The 18,915-nt window shown below is 60.4% G+C and carries 15 protein-coding genes and 1 tRNA gene; 12 read left to right on the top strand and 4 right to left on the bottom strand.

Features of this window, described 5'->3' with window-relative positions; all coding sequences use genetic code 11:
* The first annotated feature begins 136 nt into the window (after positions 1–136).
* From ABIE28_RS15460 to ABIE28_RS15445, 4 genes are all read left to right on the top strand, one after another.
* On the top strand, positions 137–472 hold the full coding sequence (locus ABIE28_RS15460) for a hypothetical protein (protein WP_354064436.1): 336 nt from the start codon (positions 137–139) through the stop codon (positions 470–472).
* Positions 473–972: 500 nt separating this feature from the next.
* Positions 973–3,366 (top strand): sensor histidine kinase, encoded by a 2,394-nt coding sequence (locus tag ABIE28_RS15455; protein WP_354064434.1) that lies wholly within the window; start codon positions 973–975, stop codon positions 3,364–3,366.
* A 78-nt stretch (positions 3,367–3,444) separates the two neighbouring features.
* On the top strand, positions 3,445–3,864 hold the full coding sequence (gene tsaE, locus ABIE28_RS15450) for a tRNA (adenosine(37)-N6)-threonylcarbamoyltransferase complex ATPase subunit type 1 TsaE (RefSeq protein ID WP_354064432.1): 420 nt from the start codon (positions 3,445–3,447) through the stop codon (positions 3,862–3,864).
* 83 nt (positions 3,865–3,947) lie between these two features.
* Complete coding sequence (locus tag ABIE28_RS15445; RefSeq protein WP_354064430.1) at positions 3,948–4,229, top strand: hypothetical protein; 282 nt, start codon at positions 3,948–3,950, stop codon at positions 4,227–4,229.
* A 171-nt stretch (positions 4,230–4,400) separates the two neighbouring features.
* On the opposite strand, the gene polA is transcribed toward ABIE28_RS15445, so the two are convergent.
* Positions 4,401–7,322, bottom strand: a complete 2,922-nt coding sequence (gene polA / locus ABIE28_RS15440) for a DNA polymerase I (RefSeq protein WP_354064428.1) — start codon at positions 7,320–7,322, stop codon at positions 4,401–4,403.
* Between the two features lie 158 nt (positions 7,323–7,480).
* Between polA and ABIE28_RS15435 the strand changes: the two genes are divergently transcribed.
* A complete protein-coding gene (locus tag ABIE28_RS15435; protein ID WP_354064426.1) occupies positions 7,481–9,004 on the top strand; it encodes an ATPase domain-containing protein in 1,524 nt (507 codons plus the stop codon).
* Positions 9,001–11,358, top strand: a complete 2,358-nt coding sequence (locus tag ABIE28_RS15430) for a hybrid sensor histidine kinase/response regulator (RefSeq protein ID WP_354064424.1) — start codon at positions 9,001–9,003, stop codon at positions 11,356–11,358. Before ABIE28_RS15435 ends, ABIE28_RS15430 begins: the two co-directional genes overlap by 4 nt.
* An 18-nt stretch (positions 11,359–11,376) precedes the next feature.
* Here the strand turns inward: ABIE28_RS15430 and ABIE28_RS15425 are convergent, their stop codons facing one another.
* Complete coding sequence (locus ABIE28_RS15425) at positions 11,377–11,862, bottom strand: transglycosylase SLT domain-containing protein (RefSeq protein ID WP_502913393.1); 486 nt, start codon at positions 11,860–11,862, stop codon at positions 11,377–11,379.
* Between the two features lie 361 nt (positions 11,863–12,223).
* Here ABIE28_RS15425 and ABIE28_RS15420 point away from each other — a divergent pair.
* A tRNA-Arg gene (locus ABIE28_RS15420) sits at positions 12,224–12,300 on the top strand.
* Positions 12,301–12,652: 352 nt separating this feature from the next.
* On the opposite strand, the gene ABIE28_RS15415 is transcribed toward ABIE28_RS15420, so the two are convergent.
* Positions 12,653–14,092, bottom strand: coding sequence for an NAD-dependent succinate-semialdehyde dehydrogenase (locus tag ABIE28_RS15415; RefSeq protein WP_354064422.1), 1,440 nt, complete (start codon positions 14,090–14,092; stop codon positions 12,653–12,655).
* A 138-nt stretch (positions 14,093–14,230) separates the two neighbouring features.
* Positions 14,231–14,917, bottom strand: a complete 687-nt coding sequence (locus ABIE28_RS15410) for a GntR family transcriptional regulator (RefSeq protein WP_354064421.1) — start codon at positions 14,915–14,917, stop codon at positions 14,231–14,233.
* Between the two features lie 199 nt (positions 14,918–15,116).
* Here ABIE28_RS15410 and ABIE28_RS15405 point away from each other — a divergent pair, with 199 nt between their 5' ends.
* The 5 genes from ABIE28_RS15405 to ABIE28_RS15385 are packed head-to-tail and all read left to right on the top strand — an operon-like array spanning position 15,117 to position 18,888.
* Positions 15,117–15,785, top strand: coding sequence for an amino acid ABC transporter permease (locus ABIE28_RS15405; RefSeq protein ID WP_354064419.1), 669 nt, complete (start codon positions 15,117–15,119; stop codon positions 15,783–15,785).
* Between the two features lie 9 nt (positions 15,786–15,794).
* On the top strand, positions 15,795–16,451 hold the full coding sequence (locus ABIE28_RS15400) for an amino acid ABC transporter permease (protein WP_354064417.1): 657 nt from the start codon (positions 15,795–15,797) through the stop codon (positions 16,449–16,451).
* A 40-nt stretch (positions 16,452–16,491) separates the two neighbouring features.
* Entirely contained in the window at positions 16,492–17,337 is an 846-nt protein-coding gene (locus tag ABIE28_RS15395) for a transporter substrate-binding domain-containing protein (RefSeq protein ID WP_354064415.1), read from the top strand.
* 21 nt (positions 17,338–17,358) lie between these two features.
* On the top strand, positions 17,359–18,135 hold the full coding sequence (locus ABIE28_RS15390) for an amino acid ABC transporter ATP-binding protein (RefSeq protein ID WP_354064413.1): 777 nt from the start codon (positions 17,359–17,361) through the stop codon (positions 18,133–18,135).
* Between the two features lie 27 nt (positions 18,136–18,162).
* Positions 18,163–18,888, top strand: a complete 726-nt coding sequence (locus ABIE28_RS15385; protein WP_354064412.1) for an SDR family NAD(P)-dependent oxidoreductase — start codon at positions 18,163–18,165, stop codon at positions 18,886–18,888.
* Positions 18,889–18,915: the final 27 nt, after the last annotated feature.

The following is an 18,915-nucleotide window of genomic DNA, read 5'->3' as shown; positions in this document are numbered from 1 at the left end:
CTGATTAACTAGAATGCAGCCCGCCAATGATGGCGGGCTATTAGTTGAGAGCCATCCAGCCTTCTGAGCGGGACGCCCCGTTCACCGTGACTCCATGACGCTCTTCTGGTTGTTCACCAACTTCTGGAGAGACAAAATGAAAAGTCTCAAGATCATCGCTCCCCTTGGCCTTGCACTCAGCCTGTTCACTGGCGCTGGTGTGGCCTATGCCGCCGTTCCTTCGCAACCTGCCGCCTGTATCGATGCGACACCACAATCGCTGTCGCCGACCGAGGCCGCCGGGGACGAAGACCATTCCGATCCGTTTGCCGCTGAAAACCTCAACGACAACGCCTATTGCAATGATGCGCCGATGTATCAGCAGACAACCGGCGTTCTGACCCAGTTCAGACCGAGCGTGCCCAAGGCAGAACTCGATCATCGCCTGCCACGGGAACACGGACATTCTACCGCCGCTCTCACGACCAAGTAGCGACCTGCGCGTGGCCATCTAGCCCCGACCGCCAACGGTTCCGTAATGTGGGCCACTGGCGGTCGTTTGGTGCACGATCCGCTAAACAATCTGAGGTATCCTGCCATTCGAGCATAGCTCTCATGGCCTTCGAACCTAAAATCGCTCCACCGGAGCGATTTTGCGCGAAGCGCCGGTTCGAAGTTTCTGCTTCGTTCTCCGTCAATCCCCGTTATCTGACCAATGCCCGCAATGCACAGCCATTAAGACTCTTTTAGCTGATTCACCGTGCCGGTATGGTCAGGGTGATTCGGCTGCTGGGGACACGTGGCCGACTTGTGGAGAGCAGGGTTCCTTTTCGGACTCCGCGTACCGCTCTTCCGTTTGCGTGTAAGCGTACCGGCCCTTTGGGGGCGCCGGACCGGGAACAACAATTTTGGTCTAGAGGGCAGCGCATGGCGCCGGATCACTTCCGGAAGCATAGGGGATTCGCGGTAGTCGCGGCAGCACCCCTTACCCTGATGACGGCGGCTCCCGCCGTCGCACAGGGCATAAACACCACTGGATTGGCGGGTGCTGCACCATTGGCTATTGCCGTTGGCGCGGGGGCCTTCGCCCTTCTTGCCGTCGCCGTATTGCGCACCGCTCTGGTGGACGGCAAGGCCGCGCGTCGCCGCGCCGGCGAACAGATTTCGGGCCTGCGCGCGCTGGTCGATGAATACGAAGCGCTGCTGTCGGGCACCCGTGAAGTCACCGTGCTATGGACCGAAAACAGCGAAGGCGCGCCCAAGCTGTTGGGTCAGGCCGCGGCGGTTCTGCCCATCGGACGCCAGCCGGAATCCATTCTCAATTTCTCGAGCTGGCTGTCGCATGGCGACGCCGACAACCTGGCCCGCCTGCTCGAAGACCTGCGTGTGCACGGCCATGCCTTTAACGTCAGCCTGAGCGCCCTCGATGGCCGCGTCATCCGCGCCAATGGCTGGGTGCTGGGCGGCGGCGCGGCAATGCGCCTGCGTCCGTCCTACCTGCAGCCCAATGCCGAGCCGGCGCTGGTCGCCGCTGCCGCCACGGGTGACCTTTCAAGCGTGCGCGCCGTGCTCGAGGCCTTGGGCACTCCGGCTTTCTGCCGCAATGCCAAGGATCGCCTGATCTACGCCAACGCCGCCTATCTGCAACTGGCCAAGACGCTGGGCAAGACCGGCAGTGAAACCATGCCGCCCGAATTGCTGGACACCCCGCAGCTCAAACAGCACTTGGCTGACTGCGCCCGCGAAGACAAACCGGCCAAGATGACTGTGACTTGGCCCGGCCAGGGCGCCTATGAACTGGTCGAGTTTTCTATCGACAGCGGCCGCGCCGGTTATCTGCGCCCCGTCGAGGACAAGGCTGGCCAGCCCGCCGAAATTGGCCTAGCTCATATCAGCGGCATTATCGGCGCTCTGACCACCCCGATCGCGATTTTCAACGCCAAGCGCGAGCTGATCCAGTTCAACGACGCCTATGCAAAGCTCTGGAGCCTGAGCCGTCAGTTCCTGATGCCGGGGCTGGACGAGCGCGCCATTCTCGACAAGCTGCGCACCGAAGGCATGCTGCCCAATCAGGTCGACTACCAGACCTGGCGCAGCAAGCACCTCGAATCCTACGGCCGCAAGGAGCCGCACGAGAACGAGCCCTGGCATCTGCCCGATGGCCGCACCGTCAAGGTGATCTCGGCTCCGGCCGGTCCGGCTGGCGGCGTCATTTATGTGTTTGAGGACATTACCGAGCGCCTGAAGCTGGAATCGACCAACAAGGCCTTTTCCAATGTGCAGCGCGAGACCATCAATGCGCTTTCGGAAGCCGTGGCGGTGTTTGGCACCAATGGCCGCCTGACGCTGTCCAATCCGCGCCTGTCGGGGCTGTGGAAACTACCGATGAACGAACTGGGGCAGAACCCCCATATCGACCAGATCGCCGAAGCCAGCGGTCGGGCCATTCCCGAGGATGGCGCCAGCATCTGGCGTGATCTCAAACGCGGAATCATCGATCTCAATCCGACGCGCTCGGACCAGACCGGGCGGCTCAACCGCTCGGACGGACGCCTGCTCGATTATGCCATCACCCGCCTGCCCGACGGGCAGACCATGATGACCTTCCTCGATGTGACCGAAAGCGCCAGCTATTCCAAGGTGCTCAAGGAACGCAACGACGCGCTGGTCGCAGCCGATCTGCTCAAGGACGCGTTCGTTGAAAACGTCTCCTATGAACTGCGCTCGCCGCTGACCAATATCATCGGCTTCTCCGACCTTCTGGCCGGAACCGAAGGCGGCTCGCTCAACGAGCGCCAGCGCTCATACATCGACTATATCCGCGCCTCGTCGGTGACGTTGGGCGTGCTGATCGACAACATTCTCGATCTGGCATCGGTAGACGCCGGCATTGCCGAATTACGGCCCGAACTGCTCGACGTGCCAACGCTGATCGAAAAGGCCAAGGCAGGCCTGTCCGCGACCTTCCCCGAGATCTCCGGCGAAGCGCCGATCAATATGGTGGTCGATATCGAGCGCGACATGCCGCCGTTCATCGCCGATGGCACGCGCATCGTGCAGGTGCTGTATAACCTGCTCAGCAACGCAGCCCGCTTCTCCCCGCCTGGTGGCGAAATTCGCCTCTCGGTCAGCCAGCGCGCCGATCGCATGCTGTTCATCATCGAAGATGAAGGCCCCGGCGTTACCGACGAAATGCGCGCCGCCATCCAGACCCGCATCGACACGCCATCCGGCCGTCAGCGCGGGGCCGGGCTGGGCCTTGCCATCGTCAAGACCTTCGTGAACCTGCATGGTGGCACCATCTCGGCCGAAAAGCGCGAACCGCGCGGCAGCCGCATCATCGTCAACCTGCCGCGCGACAGTGCGATGGCTGGGGTTGCTGAATAAGCTTGCCCTCTTCTTCACCTCTCCCCTGAGGGACGAGGGGACGATGGACCCGAGCGCCGTGTGGTTGAAAGGCAAAACATGCAACAATTCCTCCCCGATGACGCCGCAACAGCCGCCCTCGGCGCTGAACTCGCCGCGACGCTCGTGCCCGGCGATCTGATCATCCTCAACGGCGATCTCGGCGCGGGGAAAACCGCCCTGGCCCGCGCCATCATCCGCGCGCTGGCCAATGATCCGGCGCTCGACGTGCCCTCGCCGACCTTTGCGCTGGTGCAGCCCTATGACACCGCCAAGGGCCCGGTGCTGCATGCCGATCTCTACCGTCTCGGCGATCCGCGCGAGGTGGATGAGTTGGGTCTACTCGATAATCCCGATGCGATCGTGCTGGTCGAATGGGCCGAACGCGCGCCCGAGATCGTCGAAGCGGCAACGCTGGTCGTCGCGCTCTCCATCCCGCCCGGCGGCGCGGGGCGGCAGGTCAGCGTCACGCGGCGTTAACCGACTGTTCACCATAAAGACGGACGGCGGGAGCCGGAACGGGGCCTGATGCATTGCATTTGTATCAAATACGAGGCACCCCAATGTCCGCCACCGACACCATGCCAGACGCCTATATCGCCGAATTTCTCGATCTGGCCCGCTCGGCAAACATCCATTTCGACATCGTCAACGACCGGCTGACCATGCGCATGGTCAACCCCAACTGGACCATGTGGCGCCCCTGCCGCCACCTGCTCGACGAAATCGGCCACGACCGCATTGAAGCCTTCGTCCGCGCCCAAGCCAGTGACCGCAGCGCCGTGGCACGCTGGACGCATGCGAGCGCCGAACGGCTGCATCTGGCGGCGGAGGCAATACGGTAGGAGCGCCGGTCTACCCCCACCCACGATGTCATCCCGGCCGTGAGCCGGGATCCATCCTGAGATGTCTAGACGGAGCGTGCGGCACGCTGGGCCTTGCGAGCATAGCTCTACGGGCCTGATCGCCTAGAATCTCCCCACTGGGGAGATTTTGCCGCCGATGGCGGCCGGCAATCAGTGCGCCTCATCCCAGTTGTGCGCCGCATGTGCATCCACCTGGATCGGCACGCTTAGCCTAACCGCAGGCTCCGCTGCCCCTTCCATCACCTTCCGGATCGCCGGGATCGCCGTTTCCTCGCTGCCCTGCGGCACTTCGAAGATCAGTTCGTCATGGACCTGCAGCAGCATGTCGGCGTCGACGCCGGCGCGTTTCAGTTCGGGTTCCATGCGGATCATGGCGCGGCGGATGATGTCGGCGGCGCTGCCCTGGATGGGGGCGTTGATGGAGGCGCGTTCAACAAAGCTGCGTTCAGACGGGTGGCTCGAATTGGCGTTGGGGAAGTTGATCTTGCGGCCAAAGATGGTGGTGACGAAGCCATCGGCTTTCACCTGGCGGCGCTGGTGATCCATATAGTCCTTGATGCCGGGGAAGCGCTCGAAATAGGTCTTGATATAGTCGCCCGCTTCGCCGCGCGGGATGCCGAGCTGGTTGGCAAGGCCGAAGGCTGAAATGCCGTAGATGATGCCGAAATTGATCGCCTTGGCGCGACGGCGCACGTCGGACGGCATGCCTTGGACGGGCACGCCGAACATTTCGGACGCAGTCATGGCGTGAATGTCGAGGCCTTCCTCGAACGCGTCCTTGAGGGCCTGAATGTCGGCAATATGGGCGAGAACGCGCAGCTCGATCTGGCTGTAGTCGGCGCTGATCAAAATCTTGCCGGGAGCGGCGACGAAGGCGGTGCGGATCTTGCGGCCATCTTCGGTTCGGACGGGAATGTTCTGCAGGTTCGGATCGTTGGAGCTAAGGCGCCCGGTCAGCACCGAATGCTGGGAATAGGTAGTGTGGACCCTGCTGGTACGCTGGTTGATATATTCGGGCAGGGCATCGGTATAGGTGCCCTTGAGCTTGGTCAGCTGGCGCCAGTCGACAATGGTGCGCGCGAGCGGAATGCCCTTGAGGGCCAGGTCTTCGAGCACATCGGCGCCGGTGGACCAGGCGCCGGTCTTGGTCTTGGTGCCGCCTTCAAGGCCCATGCGGTCGAACAGGATTTCGCCCAGCTGCTTGGGTGAGCCGAGATTGAAATTGGAGCCGGCCAGCTCATAGGCCTCGGCTTCAAGCGCGGCAGCGCGCTGGGCGAAGTCGCCCGAGAGACGGGCGAGGATTTGCCGGTCGACGGAAACGCCGCGGCCTTCCATGCGGGCGAGCACGGGGGCGAGCGGGCGCTCGAGGGTTTCATACACCGTCGTCATGTTCTCGGCAGCGAGACGCGGCTTGAGGATCTGCCAGAGGCGGATGGTCATGTCGCTGTCTTCGGCGGCGTAGCGTGCGGCCTTGTCGATTTCGACCTGTGCAAAGGTGATCTGGGTCTTGCCCTTGCCGATCAGGTCGGTGATCGCGGTGCCGGGCACGCCCAGCCAGTGATCGGCCAGATCGCCCAGAGTATTATATTGCGGGCCATCGAGCGCGTAGCTGAGCAGCAGCGTATCGTCGATTGCGTTGACGGGAACGTCGTAGCGGGCGAGCAGGCCAATGTCGTATTTGGCATTGTGGAAGATCTTGAGGATCGCCTTGGAGGCAAACAGCGGGCGCACCATGTCGAGCGCCTGCCGGATATCCATCTGGCCTTCGGCCTTGCCCGAGCCAAACATGTCGCCTTCGGCGCTGGCATGGCCAAGCGGCAGATAGGCGCCAGTGCCGGGCGCGATGGAGAAGCTGAGGCCGACAAGATCGGCGGTCTGATTGTCGAGGCCGGTCGATTCAGCGTCGGTCGCGACATAGCCGGTCATTTCGATGGCGTCGATCCAGCGCTGCAACTGAGTTGCGTCGCGGATGATCTCATAGGCTTCGGGCTGGAACGGGATCGCCTTGATGCGGGCATGCTCGGCTGCGGCGTGCAGGATCAGCGGCGCTTCAGCCTTGCCGGAGGCTTCGTGGCGGGCCGCCCGGGCTTCGGCACGCGCCTCGTTGTTAAAACCGATAGGGCCAGACGCGGCGCCCTTGGCGGCCAGTTCTGGATCGGCATCCCATGCGTCGGGATCGGCACCGAGCAGGCCCGCCAGGCGCTTGGTGATGGTGGCAAATTCCATTGCCTTGAGGAACGGGAACAGTTTGCCCGGCTCGATTGGCTGACGGATCAGCGCATCGAGTTCGAGCTCGACGGGCACGTCCTGGCTGAGCGTCACGAGGCGCTTGGAAATGCGGGCCAGATCGGCATTGGCGATCAGCTTTTCGCGGCGCGCGTTCTGTTTGATCTCGCTGGCATGCTCGAGCAGGTTTTCGACCGAGCCATAGGTATTGATCAACTCGGCGGCGGTTTTAACACCAATGCCGGGCACGCCGGGCACGTTGTCGACGCTATCGCCGCAGAGCGCCTGCACGTCGATCACCTTGTCGGGCGTAACGCCGAACTTGGTGAAGACCTCATCCATGCCGATCCAGCGCAGGGGCGGCTGGCCGGGGCGCGCAATGGTATCGAGCAGGCGGATGGAGCCATCGGGCTCGACCAGCTGCATCAGATCCTTGTCCGAGGAGACAATGGTGACCTTGGCGCCAGCCTTGCGGGCATTGACGGCGTAGGTGGCGATGATGTCGTCGGCTTCCCAGCCCTCCATTTCGATGGAGGGGATATTGAAGGCACGGGTCGCCGAGCGCGTCAGCGGAAACTGCGGCACCAGCTCTTCGGGAGCAGGGGGGCGCTGCGCCTTGTAATCGGGATAGAAGTCGTCGCGGAAGGTCTTGCCCTTGGCGTCGAAAATGACCGCCATATGGGTGGGCTCATCCTCGCCTTTGAGGTCTTCGGTGAGCTTGAACAGCATATTGCAGAAGCCCTGCACACAGCCCACGGGCAGCCCGTCCGACTTGCGGCTAAGCTGGGGCAGAGCATGAAAGGCGCGGAAAATATAACCCGAGCCATCGACGAGCAGCAGATGCATGAAGCGATTCCAGTCCGAAGAGAGTTGCCAGTTTACGGGAGTTTGCGCCCCGCAAAAAGGGCTGGCAGACGGGAACCGGGGAACAACTTGGAGCGTTGGCAAATCGTGGGGGCAAATGCGCTCTCGGTTCAAGCGTAGTCCAGCCTCGGAAAGTCTCAATGTCGGATACTGCAATCACTGAAAAAGCCAGGCTCGGCGTCACCGGGCTTGACGATATTCTTGTGGGTGGGTTGGCGCGCGGCCATCTCTATCTGCTCGAAGGCAGCCCCGGCACGGGCAAGACCACGATTGCACTGCAGTTTTTGCAGGAAGGCTACGCGCGCGGCGAAAAGGGGCTCTATGTCACCCTGTCCGAAACCGAAGCCGAACTGCGCCTGACCGCCATCTCGCATGGCTGGGACATCGACGACAAGTTCGACATTTTCGAGCTGGCGCCGCCCGAAAGCCTGCTCGATAGCGAGCAGCAGCAGACCCTGCTTTATTCATCGGACCTTGAATTGGGCGAAGCCACCAGGGCCATGTTTGAGGCGGTGGAATCTTCCAATCCCAGCCGCATCGTGATCGACAGCTTGTCCGAAATCCGGCTGCTGGCGCAGAGTTCTCTGCGCTATCGTCGCCAGATCCTGCTTCTCAAGCACTACTTTGCCCGCAATGGTGCGACGGTGCTGATGCTCGACGATCTGACCAGCGACGCCAATGACAAGACGGTCCATTCGGTGGCGCATGGCGTGATGCGGCTCGAAGAACTGGCGCCGACCTATGGCGCTGAGCGCCGTCGTCTGCGCGTCATCAAATATCGCGGCCAAGCCTATCGCGGTGGCTATCATGATTTCACCATCAAGCATGGCGGTGTCGATGTGTTTCCGCGGCTGGTCGCCAGCGAACACCGCACTGAATATGACCGCTCGGCGCTGACCAGCAATATCCCTGAATTGGATGCGTTGCTGGGCGGCGGCATTGAACGTGGCTCGAGCGCCTTGGTGTTGGGCCCGGCCGGCGCAGGCAAGTCGCTGCTGACTCTGCACTTTGCGCGCGCTGCGGTGGAACGCGGCGAAAAGGCAGCCTTGTTCATTTTCGACGAGGAACTGGGCCTGTTGTTTGCGCGCGCCAAGGCGATGAGCATCGACCTCGAAGCGCTGCAGGCCAGCGGTAATCTCTTGATCGAGCAGGTCGATGCGGCCGAACTGTCGCCCGGCGAGTTTGCCCATCGGGTGCGGACGCGCGTCGATGGCGCCAAGGTCAAGACGGTGGTCATCGACAGCCTAAATGGCTATCAGGCGGCGATGCCCGAAGAGAAGGCGCTGCTGCTGCACATGCACGAGCTGCTGCAATATCTCAACCGGCAGGGCGCGACGACTTTTGTCACCGTCGCCCAGCATGGTCTGGTGGGCGACATGAAGTCGCCGGTCGACATCACCTATCTGGCCGATAGCGTGGTTTTGCTGCGCTATTTCGAGGCTATGGGCCGAGTGCGGCGCGCCATTTCGGTGATCAAGAAGCGGTCCGGTTCGCACGAGGACACCATCCGCGAGTATCGCATTGGCAGTAAGGGCGTTTCGATTGGTAAACCGCTCGAAGATTTCCACGGTGTGTTGCGCGGCGTTCCCACCTATACTGGCACCAGCCACCCCCTGCTCGATGAAAGCGGCACCATGACCTTCGCTGGAGACGACCGGGTGTGATCAACTCCGAACGCGCCCTCATTCTGGCCCCCCTGGGGCGCGACGGACAGGTTGCGGCAAGCTTGCTGCAGGATGCAGGCCGACAGGCAAAACTCTGCAGCAGCATCGAAGAATTGCGGGCCAACCTCGTTGAGGGGGCGGGCCTCGCCATTATCACCGGCGAGTCACTGCAATATGCCGACATTACGCCGATCAAGGAATGGATCGACCAGCAACCGCCCTGGTCGGACTTTCCCTTCGTGGTGCTCAGCCAGCGCAGCCACAATCCCGATTTCGCGCCGCTGATCGCCAAGCTGCAATTGATCCTGGGCAATATCATCGTGCTCGACCGCCCGTTCCATCCGGCGGCGCTGCTGACCGTGGTCGATAACGCGCTGCGCGCGCGTCGCCGCCAATATCAGGCGCGGCGGTACCTCGCCGAAATGCAGGAAGGCGAACAGCGCCTGCAGACCGCTCTGCTGGCCGGACGCATGGGCGCATGGGAACTCGATATCGTCGAACAGTCGCTGACCGGTTCGCATCAGTTCAAGGCCAATTACGGCCGTGGCCCGACCGACGATTTCTTCTACGCCGATCTGGTCGAGGCTGTGCTGATCGCCCATCAACCGCGCCTGCAGCGCGCCATGGACGATGCGATCAATACCGGCGCCGATCTGGTGCTGGAACACCCGGTGCGCTGGCCCGATGGCAGCGTGCACTGGATCGATCTGCGCGCCCGCGTGCTGTTTGACCGCTATGACCGGCCACAAACCCTGGTTGGCGTCAGCTCCGACATTACCGCCCGCAAGGCTGATGAAGCCGAACGCGAGCGCCTGTTGGCAGAAGTCGCCGCCGAGCGCGAGCGCACGCAACAGGCGTTGCGCGGCGAACGCGCGCTCTCGGGCCTGCTGCTGACCAGCGTGCCGGCCGGCATCGTCGCCTATGATGCCGAGTATCGGGTCACCATCTGGAACCCGGTGATGGAGCGCATTTTCAGCCTGCCAGCGCCGGCCGTCTTGGGCCGCTCGCTGGCCAGCGTCATCGGCGACGGCCAGAGCGAAGTGATCGAAAGCCGTTTGCGCGACGCGCTCAATGGCGTGCTCGGCCCGATCGAAGAAATCGAACTTCCAACGCGCAGCGGTGGACAAGTTGTGCTCGAAAGCCAGCACGCGCCCCTGCGCGGTGGCGATGGCCAGATTGTCGGTGGCGCTGCATTTTTCCGCGAGATGACCGAGCGTCGTCGGGTCGAGGAACAACTGCGCCAGGCCCAGAAGATGGAAACCATCGGCCAGCTGACCGGCGGCGTGGCGCACGATTTCAACAATCTGCTCGCCGCCATTCAGGGCAATCTCGAACTGCTGGCCAAGCGGCTACCCGATGATCCGCAGATCCAGCGCTTCATCAATGGCGCCATGAAAGGCGCCCAGCGCGGCGCCTCGCTGACCGCGCGCCTGCTGGCCTTCGCCCGCCGTCAGGACCTCAAACCCGAGCCGACCGATCTCAGCGAATTGCTCGATGGGATGCGCGGCCTGATGGAGCGCTCCATCGGTCCGCTGATCGCGGTCGATTTCAAAATCGCGCCAGACCTGCCGCCCGCCAAGGTGGATGCCAACCAGCTCGAACTCGCCATTTTGAACCTTGCCGTCAACGCGCGCGACGCCATGCCCGATGGCGGACAGCTGACCTTCACGCTCGAGGAACGCGACGGCACCGAGGGCGGCCCCGACCTGTTTGGTCGCTATCTGCTGCTCAGCGTGCGCGACACCGGCTCTGGCATGGACGCCAAAACGCTCGAAAGCGCAATTGAGCCATTTTTCTCGACTAAGGAACTAGGCAAGGGGACGGGTCTTGGCCTGTCCATGGTGCACGGTCTGGCGGTGCAATTGGGCGGTACGCTTCGCCTCAAAAGCCAGCTGGGGCAGGGTACGACAGCCGAACTTTGGCTGCCGATTTCCACCGTGCCAATCAAGGAAGTTGTTGAGATGCAAGCAGAACCCGTTCCGGCTCCAATCGCCTCCACCATCCTTGTCGTCGACGACGATGCGCTGATCAACATGAATACCGTCGATATGGTGGAAGACCTCGGCCACACGGCCATCGAGGCCTATTCCGGCAAGCAGGCGCTCGAAATCCTCGCCAGCGGCAAACAGATCGACGCACTGATCACGGATTATGCCATGCCTGGGATGACCGGCGTCGAACTCGCCGACAAGGCGCGGGCGCTGTTTCCCGATCTGCCCATTCTTTTGGCAACCGGCTATGCCGACCTGCCCAGCGGCACGACGACCGATCTGCCGCGGCTATCCAAGCCCTATCAACAGGCCGATCTCGCCGCACAAATTTCAAAGCTGTTGCTGGTGCGCGCCAACGCCTAAGCCTGGCGCGCGACACGATTAGCGCAGGCCGGCGACGTCGAGCAGGCCTTCGCGCTTGGCATCATAATAAAAGCCGCGAGCATAATAGCGCACGGCCAGATCATGATTGCCCTTGGCGGTGACATAGGCGCCCGCCAGATAACGCACGGCATAACGCAGGTTGGTTTCGGCATCGAGCAGACCCGATGGCGAGCCGCTATAGCCCATGCCGGACGCGGTCGCGTGGCTGATCTGCATCAGGCCATAATAGGGCCCGTTGCGCGCGCCAGCGTTGTAATTGCTCTCGCGCACAATGACGCGACGGACCAGCGCCTCAGGCACGCTATACTGTTGGGAATAATGGGCAATCAGCGGATCAAGCGAACTGCTGCCGGCATAGCCCAGCGCGCTGGGCGCGGCTGGCACGTCTGACGCGTCGGGCACATGGCCAGCGGGCGTGGTGGGCGCAGCGAAGTTTGCCAGCGCCGCCGTTGCCGGACCTGGCGCAGGCTTGAAAGAACTCATCGAGCAACCGGAAACAACCAGTGCAAGAAGCGTTGCGGAAGCGGCAAGCCGAGCGCCGTTAGTAAACATCGTTGTGTCTATCATGCCAATACTCTAGCAGATCCAGCAGAATAGCGCGATAGGCCTAAATCACGGCAGACTGATGGCAATTTGGTGACGCCGCAATACTGGCAGCCGATTGCAGGCCAGCCCGGTCGATCATGTTGCGGGCTCAATGACAGACGAGCCTTGCCTCAGGGTTAATTTTTAGTCGGCTTTGCCGTGGACTGGGCAAATCGGGTGAAAAACACCCGTTGCGCGCATCACTGGCTTTGGTTAGGTTGCGCCCTGTTCAGCCGGGGTCCCACCCCGCCTCACGGATGCACCCGTAGCTCAGCTGGATAGAGCGCTGCCCTCCGAAGGCAGAGGCCACACGTTCGAATCGTGTCGGGTGCGCCATTTCAGTACAGAACGATGAACGCCGCCGTTTCTACGCTCGAAGCGGCGACCAGCGTTGGCAACAATGCCGACTTCGATCCGGTGTGCGAACCTCGTCGTCGCCGACCTCGACGCGCTGCGCCAGCGCGCGCTGGGGGGCGCGACGGTAGCTGCCATCGTCGAGTCGTGTCCGTTCGAGCGCCTTGCGGGCTAAGCCCTTGAGCTTATCGGGCTGACGCCCTGATTGCATGAACTGCCGAGCGCGAGTTGCGTGCGCTCGGCGTCAGCGGTAGCCTGATCTCGCAATGCTTTAGGCTCACCCATACGCTCCTTCGCAATGGCGTCGTCCTTGTCCACCATGCCCGCTTCGAGGCTATTTGAGCTTCAGTTTTATATACTTCGCTTCAAGATAGTCGAGGATGCCAAGGGCGCCACCTTCTCGGCCCATGCCACTTTCCTTGATGCCTCCGAAGGGGATCTCTGCTGCAGCGAGGAGCATGTCGTTTACACCTACCATTCCCACCTCCAAGGCTTCTGACGCTCTGGTGGCAGTTTGAAGGGATTGGGTGAAGACATATCCCGCCAGCCCGTAGGGGACATTGTTGGCACGGCGAATGACGTCGTCGAAGTTTGAGAAGGTAGATATAGGTGCAACTGGTCCAAACGGCTCGTCGCTCATAATCTCAGCGTCGTCGGGAACCTGGCCCAGCACCGTGGGCTGAAAATAGAAACCGCTGTCATACTCTGGTGGGATCCCGCCTCCTGCGAGTAGATCCGCACCTTTGGCAATGGCGTCGTCCACCAGCTTGATAACGCGATCACGGCCGCGCGCATTTGCCATCGGTCCAAATTCCACCCCTTTATCCAGGCCCCGGCCAACCTTCAGGGCGCGCGCCGTCTTCGCCATCGCTTGGGAAAACGGTTCGTACAGCGACTCGTGCACATAAAACCGGCTGGGCGAGATGCAAACCTGGCCTGCATTACGAAACTTCGTTCTCGCACAGAGTTGCCCGGCCGCAATTGGATCTGCGTCCTCAAATACGATGACTGGCGCGTGTCCACCGAGTTCCATGGACACTTTCTTGACCGTATCGGCGCACTGCTTGAGGATGAGTTTGCCAACAGGTACCGAGCCAGTCAGGGACACTTTGCGGATAACAGGCGATGCAATCAGATGCTCGGAAATTGTAGAGGATCTCCCGCACACGACATTGAGCACCCCGGGTGGAAGACCTGCCGCCATTGCCGCATCGGCAATGTAAAAAGTGCTGGAAGGCGCTTCCTCAGAAGGCTTGATGACAATGGGGCAGCCCGCAGCCAGCGCCGCAGCTATCTTTCGGGCCGGTAGCAGGGCGGGAAAGTTCCAGGCCGTAAAGGCGGCCACTGGCCCGACGGGATCGTAGCGGACCTGAAGCCGTACGGATGGATCTCGTCCGTCGAGGGTGTGCCCAAAAATGCGACGGGCCTCGTCGGCATACCAGTCAAACTGTTCAATCGCCGCTTGAAATTCTCCTGCTGCCTCGGCAACAGGTTTTCCTGTTTCGCGCGACATCGCAAGCGCCGCGTCTCTGGCGCGGAGGCGCATTTCATCGACTATCCGTCGCAGAAGCGCCGAACGCTCCCAGCCAGAAACGGCACGCCAAAGTGGCGCTACGCGTTGTAGGCTTTCAAGGACTTCATCGAGCTCTTCGGGGCCGGCGGCGGGCAGAGTGCCGATGATCTCTTCGTTTGTGGGGTCGATAACCGGTCTGGTTTCGCCGGACTTGGCGGTACGCCATTGTCCGTCGATGAGAAGTCCAAAGCGCTCGTACACGACAAGTCTCCTGTCAAATTGGAATATGGTCAGCCGAAATCAGCATCGCGTCTCGCGCAATGTTGAGGCGGTACCCTTATGGTGTGTGTATTTATTGGTAGCAGGTCGCAGCCACGCGGGCGGCTGTGACGCCGGCCGCTACTCGCCAGATCCGTAGTTGAAGCGCCGCTTGTATGACTCGATATATGTCTGCATCGACGGTCGGATATGGGCTTTGACGGTCTCAACGAGAAGCTTGCGATCACCGGTGCGCATCGCGCCAACGATTATGGCATGCTCGTCAAAAGAACGCTGCAACTGCGCTGGATGACGCACGGTGCTGGAGCGAACAATATGAGCTTTGAGCGCGAATTGTTCGATAGCTTCGCTTAAATGAGGGTTGCCGCAGCCGGAAAAGAAGGTGCGGTGAAACAGCATGTTTTGGCGGTATACTTCTGCAAGATTGCCCGCTTTGACCGCCTCGCCATGCCGAAGGTGGATATCCCCCATCAGTTTCAACAGCGCAGGGTCAACGGGCAGCGGCAGCAGCTCTGCGCCCTTAGCCTCAAGTAACTCGCGGATAGCGTAAATTTGTATGACGTCTTCTGGGGGTAGGTCTCTGACGGCAGCGCTCTTATTGCGGGGCTGCACGACAATTCCCATGCTCACGAGCTCGGCCAAAGACTGACGGACTACATGGCGACCGACACCGAACCTCTGAACCAGGTCTTCTTCGATTAGTCGCTCCCGCGGAAGCAGGCGTCCGAGGACGATGTCTTCTTCTAGTGCGCGAACAACTGCCTCTGCCTGCGTCGCAGACGGCAACCTTTCTTTTTGTTCCTGCAAAGGGAAGCTCCGTGGGCCTTTGATCATTGGTCTAGTTACCATGCGACAGTTCTAAAAAAATCGCAAACTTTTTTGTTGATAATATCGTTGACTGTTTCGTGGGCCTCGCGCTAAGTCTGCGTTACCAACCGGGCAGGGGCCAAAGGAGGGGAGCGACCGTGAGTTGTTGCCTGGCCCTGCCTTGTCTAGAGGACTTGCGATGTACCGCTTCGATTTTGCGCCAGTGTTTGCGCATATGGACATTTTGCTGGCGGGTACCTGGGTCACGCTCCAGTACTCGTTCATTGCGATGCTGCTCGGCGGTGTTGTCTCGATTATCTGCGCAATAGCCAAGACGTCGGGTCCCGCACCGGTGCGCTGGCTCGTGGATGCCTATGTCGAGGTCATTCGGAACACACCGTTCCTCGTGCAAATCTTCTTTATCTTTTTCGGGTTGCCCTCAATCGGTGTGCGGCTGTCACCAAACGAAGCCGCCATTCTAGCCTTGGTGGTGAACGTAGGGGCATATGCCACCGAAATCATACGGGCCGGAATTGAGGCCATACCGCGTGGTCAGGTTGAGGCGGGCATCGCGCTAGGCCTGGAGCGCATGCAGATTTATCGCTACATCGTGGTGAAACAGGCGTTGCGGACCATTTATCCGGCACTATCGAGCCAGTTCATCCACCTTATTCTGACGTCGAGTGTGGTGTCAGCCATCTCGGCTAGTGACCTGTCGGCGGCAGGCAAGGAAGTGGATTCAATCACATTCGCCAGCTTCGAAGTTTATCTGACGATTACGCTCATTTATCTGGCGCTGTCCATTGGCTTTGCGGGCTTATTCAACCTGATCCGCCGTCTCGCCTTCAACTATCCTCTCGCTCGATAGGGGCGCATCATGATCCGTGCATTTGGCTGGAATGAGTTTCTATTTATCGTCACCGCCATGCAGTGGACGCTGGCACTATCTGGAATAGCCTTTGTCACTGGTTCAATCGGCGGCCTTCTCATTACCCTGGCACGCGTGGCTGCCAATCCGTACCTGCGCTATCCAGCGTTGGCGTTTATCCGGCTTTTTCAAGGTACGCCGCTTCTCATGCAGCTGTTTCTTGTCTATTTCGGCATGACAACTTTTGGACTGCGTGTAGACCCATGGACTGCCGCTGCCATCGGGCTGGCGCTGCATGCTAGTGCCTATCTTGGTGACATCTGGCGCGGTTGCATTGAGGCGGTGCCTGAGGGGCAGAGCGAGGCATCGTGGGCACTTGGTCTGAACTACGCGGACAAGATGCGGATCGTAATCCTGCCGCAGGCGGCTCGCATCGCCGTAGCGCCGACGGTTGGCTTCCTGGTTCAGTTGATCAAGGGCACGTCACTGGCATCGATAATCGGGTTTGTTGAGCTCGTCAGGGCCGGCCAGATCATGTCCAACGCTACCTTCCAGCCCTTTGTTGTCTACTCCGTGGTGGGTGCCTGCTTTTTTATTATCTGCTGGCCTTTGTCGCTCCTGGCGCAACGGCTTGAAAAACACTTTTCGCAGTCAACGGCCCGTTGAGGTCGGCTGTGATCGAATTGTCTCAAAAGGGAGATTGACAATGACTATGCGTAAACGGGCCGCACTGCTGTCTGCGGCATTCGGCTTGGCTTTGGGGATCGGGGCTGTTGGCGCTCAGGCGCAGACCGTGGAGGAAATCAAATCTCGCGGTGAGATTAACATCGGTATTCCCGTTGATTTTCCACCTTTTGGCCTGATCAACCAGCAGGGACAACCCGAGGGATACGATATTGATGTGGCCAACTTGATTGCAGAAGACCTTGGCGTCTCTGTCAATCTGGTGCCAGCCGCAGGTCAGAATCGCGTGCCCTACCTTGTCAGTGGTCGCGTTGACATGATCGTTTCTGCTCTTGGTATTACTGCAGAGCGGGCTGAGCGCGTGGAATTCTCGCAAGGCTATGCTGGTATTGAAATTTCGGTCTATGGCCTGAAGGATCTGGTTATTCCGGACGGGGCCGCTCTCGACGGTGTGACGATAGGTGTGGTGCTTGGGGCAACTCAGGATACTGCTGTTACCAAGGTCGCCCCCGCGGGTGCCACAATCCGACGCTTCGACGATAACGCCAGCGCTAACCAGGCCTTGCTTGCAGGTCAGGTTCAGGCGCTTGGGGCATCGGACGCTGTTATTGCGCTGATCGAAACTGTTGCGCCCGGCCGCTTTGAGAAAAAGTTTGTGCTCTCGACCCAATTGCAGGGTGTGGCGACACGCCCCGGTGCCGATGAGCTTCTAGCTCATGTGAACAGCTTGCTTTCGACGATCAAGCAGGATGGCCGGCTTAATGCCATCCACGAGAAGTGGCTCGATCTGCCGCTGCCAAACTTCATAGCAGAAGCGACCGAAGAGACGACCCGCTCAATCACTGGCGCTGCTGCCAAAGCAAACTGAGCTCAGTAAGGATTTTCAGTGATGACCTCTTCCTCTTCCAATGATCGCTCTCCCAAAGCGGCTGGTACCGCTGCGGTAACGATGCAGGCCGTGTCCAAATGGTATGGTGAGTTTCAGGCACTGAAAGACGTAAATCTTGAGGTCGCAGGTGGCGAACGCATCGTCGTCTGCGGACCCTCCGGATCGGGTAAGTCGACGTTGATCCGGTGCATTAATCAGCTCGAGAAAATCCACGAAGGTCGGATCGTCGTCAATGGAACGGATCTGGCCGAGGGCAAAAACGTCGAGACAATCCGCAAGGACGTTGGGATGGTGTTCCAACAGTTCAATCTCTTCCCACATATGACCGTTCTGCAAAATTGCACGCTTGCTCCCATGCGCGTACGTGGCGTCAGCCAGGTGGAAGCAGAAAAGACCGCCAAACAGTTTCTGGAAAAGGTGAAAATCCCAGAGCAGGCGGACAAGTTCCCGGCGCAGTTGTCGGGTGGGCAACAGCAGCGCGTGGCAATTGCACGAGCATTGTGCATGAATCCAAAAGTCATGCTTTTCGACGAACCGACGTCCGCTCTTGACCCTGAGATGGTGCAGGAGGTGCTCGACACGATGATTGACCTTGCTAAGGGCGGAATGACGATGCTGGTAGTTACCCACGAAATGGGTTTTGCCCGCGAGGTCGCCGACCGGGTCATCTTCATGGACAAGGGAGAGATTGTGGAGATGGCGACCCCCGAAGACTTCTTTGAACGACCCAAGCACGAGAGAACCAAAACGTTCCTTGGTCAGATCACCCGCCACTAGGTTTAGCCGCTGCAACGGGAGTGAGCCATGCAGATCAATCTTACCGGACGGGTTGCGATCGTCACAGGCGCGTCTTCCGGGCTTGGTCTTGCGATTGCGGGCGCCTTGAAAGCTTCGGGCGCAATTGTCGTTCGCACAGGCCGCGGCGCCTCTGATGCAGCCGACTGGCAAACCGTGGACGTCCGTGACGCCGATGCGGTGGAGCGCCTCGTCCAAGGCGTCGCGCAGCAATACGGGCGGCTGGACATTATGGTCAACAACGCGGGCATTTCCGCGACGGACGGTTCATCCGTTGAAAAGTCCCTAGAGAGTTGGAACGACATCGTCCGAACCAATCTGGATGGCACCTGGTTTGGTTGCCGCGCAGCTATTCGTCAGATGTTGCGCGACAATCGAAGCGGCACGATTATCAACATGTCTTCCCGTATGGCGTTGTCGGCCGGTAGCCCGGGGCGAGCAGCATATGCGGCATCAAAAGCTGGCATTTCCAACCTCACCCGCCAACTCGCTGTCGAATATGGAAGGCAGGGCATCCGAATAAATGCCGTGTTGCCCGGTTTTGTGCCCTACACGTCGGGCGCGACCAATAATGACCCTGCACGTATTCAACTGGCCTTGCAGCAGACACCGACCACGCGCCTTGGCCTGCCCGCCGACATTGCTAACGCTGTGCTGTTCCTGGCCTCTGACGCCGCAGGCTATGTCAATGGTCACAACCTTGTCGTCGACGGCGGAGCATCTGTTCGCCCCTGATACCACCCATCATCCAGCACTGGCCTG

The organism is Devosia sp. 2618 (assembly GCF_040546815.1).
In the GTDB taxonomy this organism is placed as follows: Bacteria; Pseudomonadota; Alphaproteobacteria; order Rhizobiales; family Devosiaceae; genus Devosia.
The sequence above is the reverse complement of the archived record's forward strand: the minus strand, read 5'-3'. Positions and strand labels throughout refer to the sequence as shown.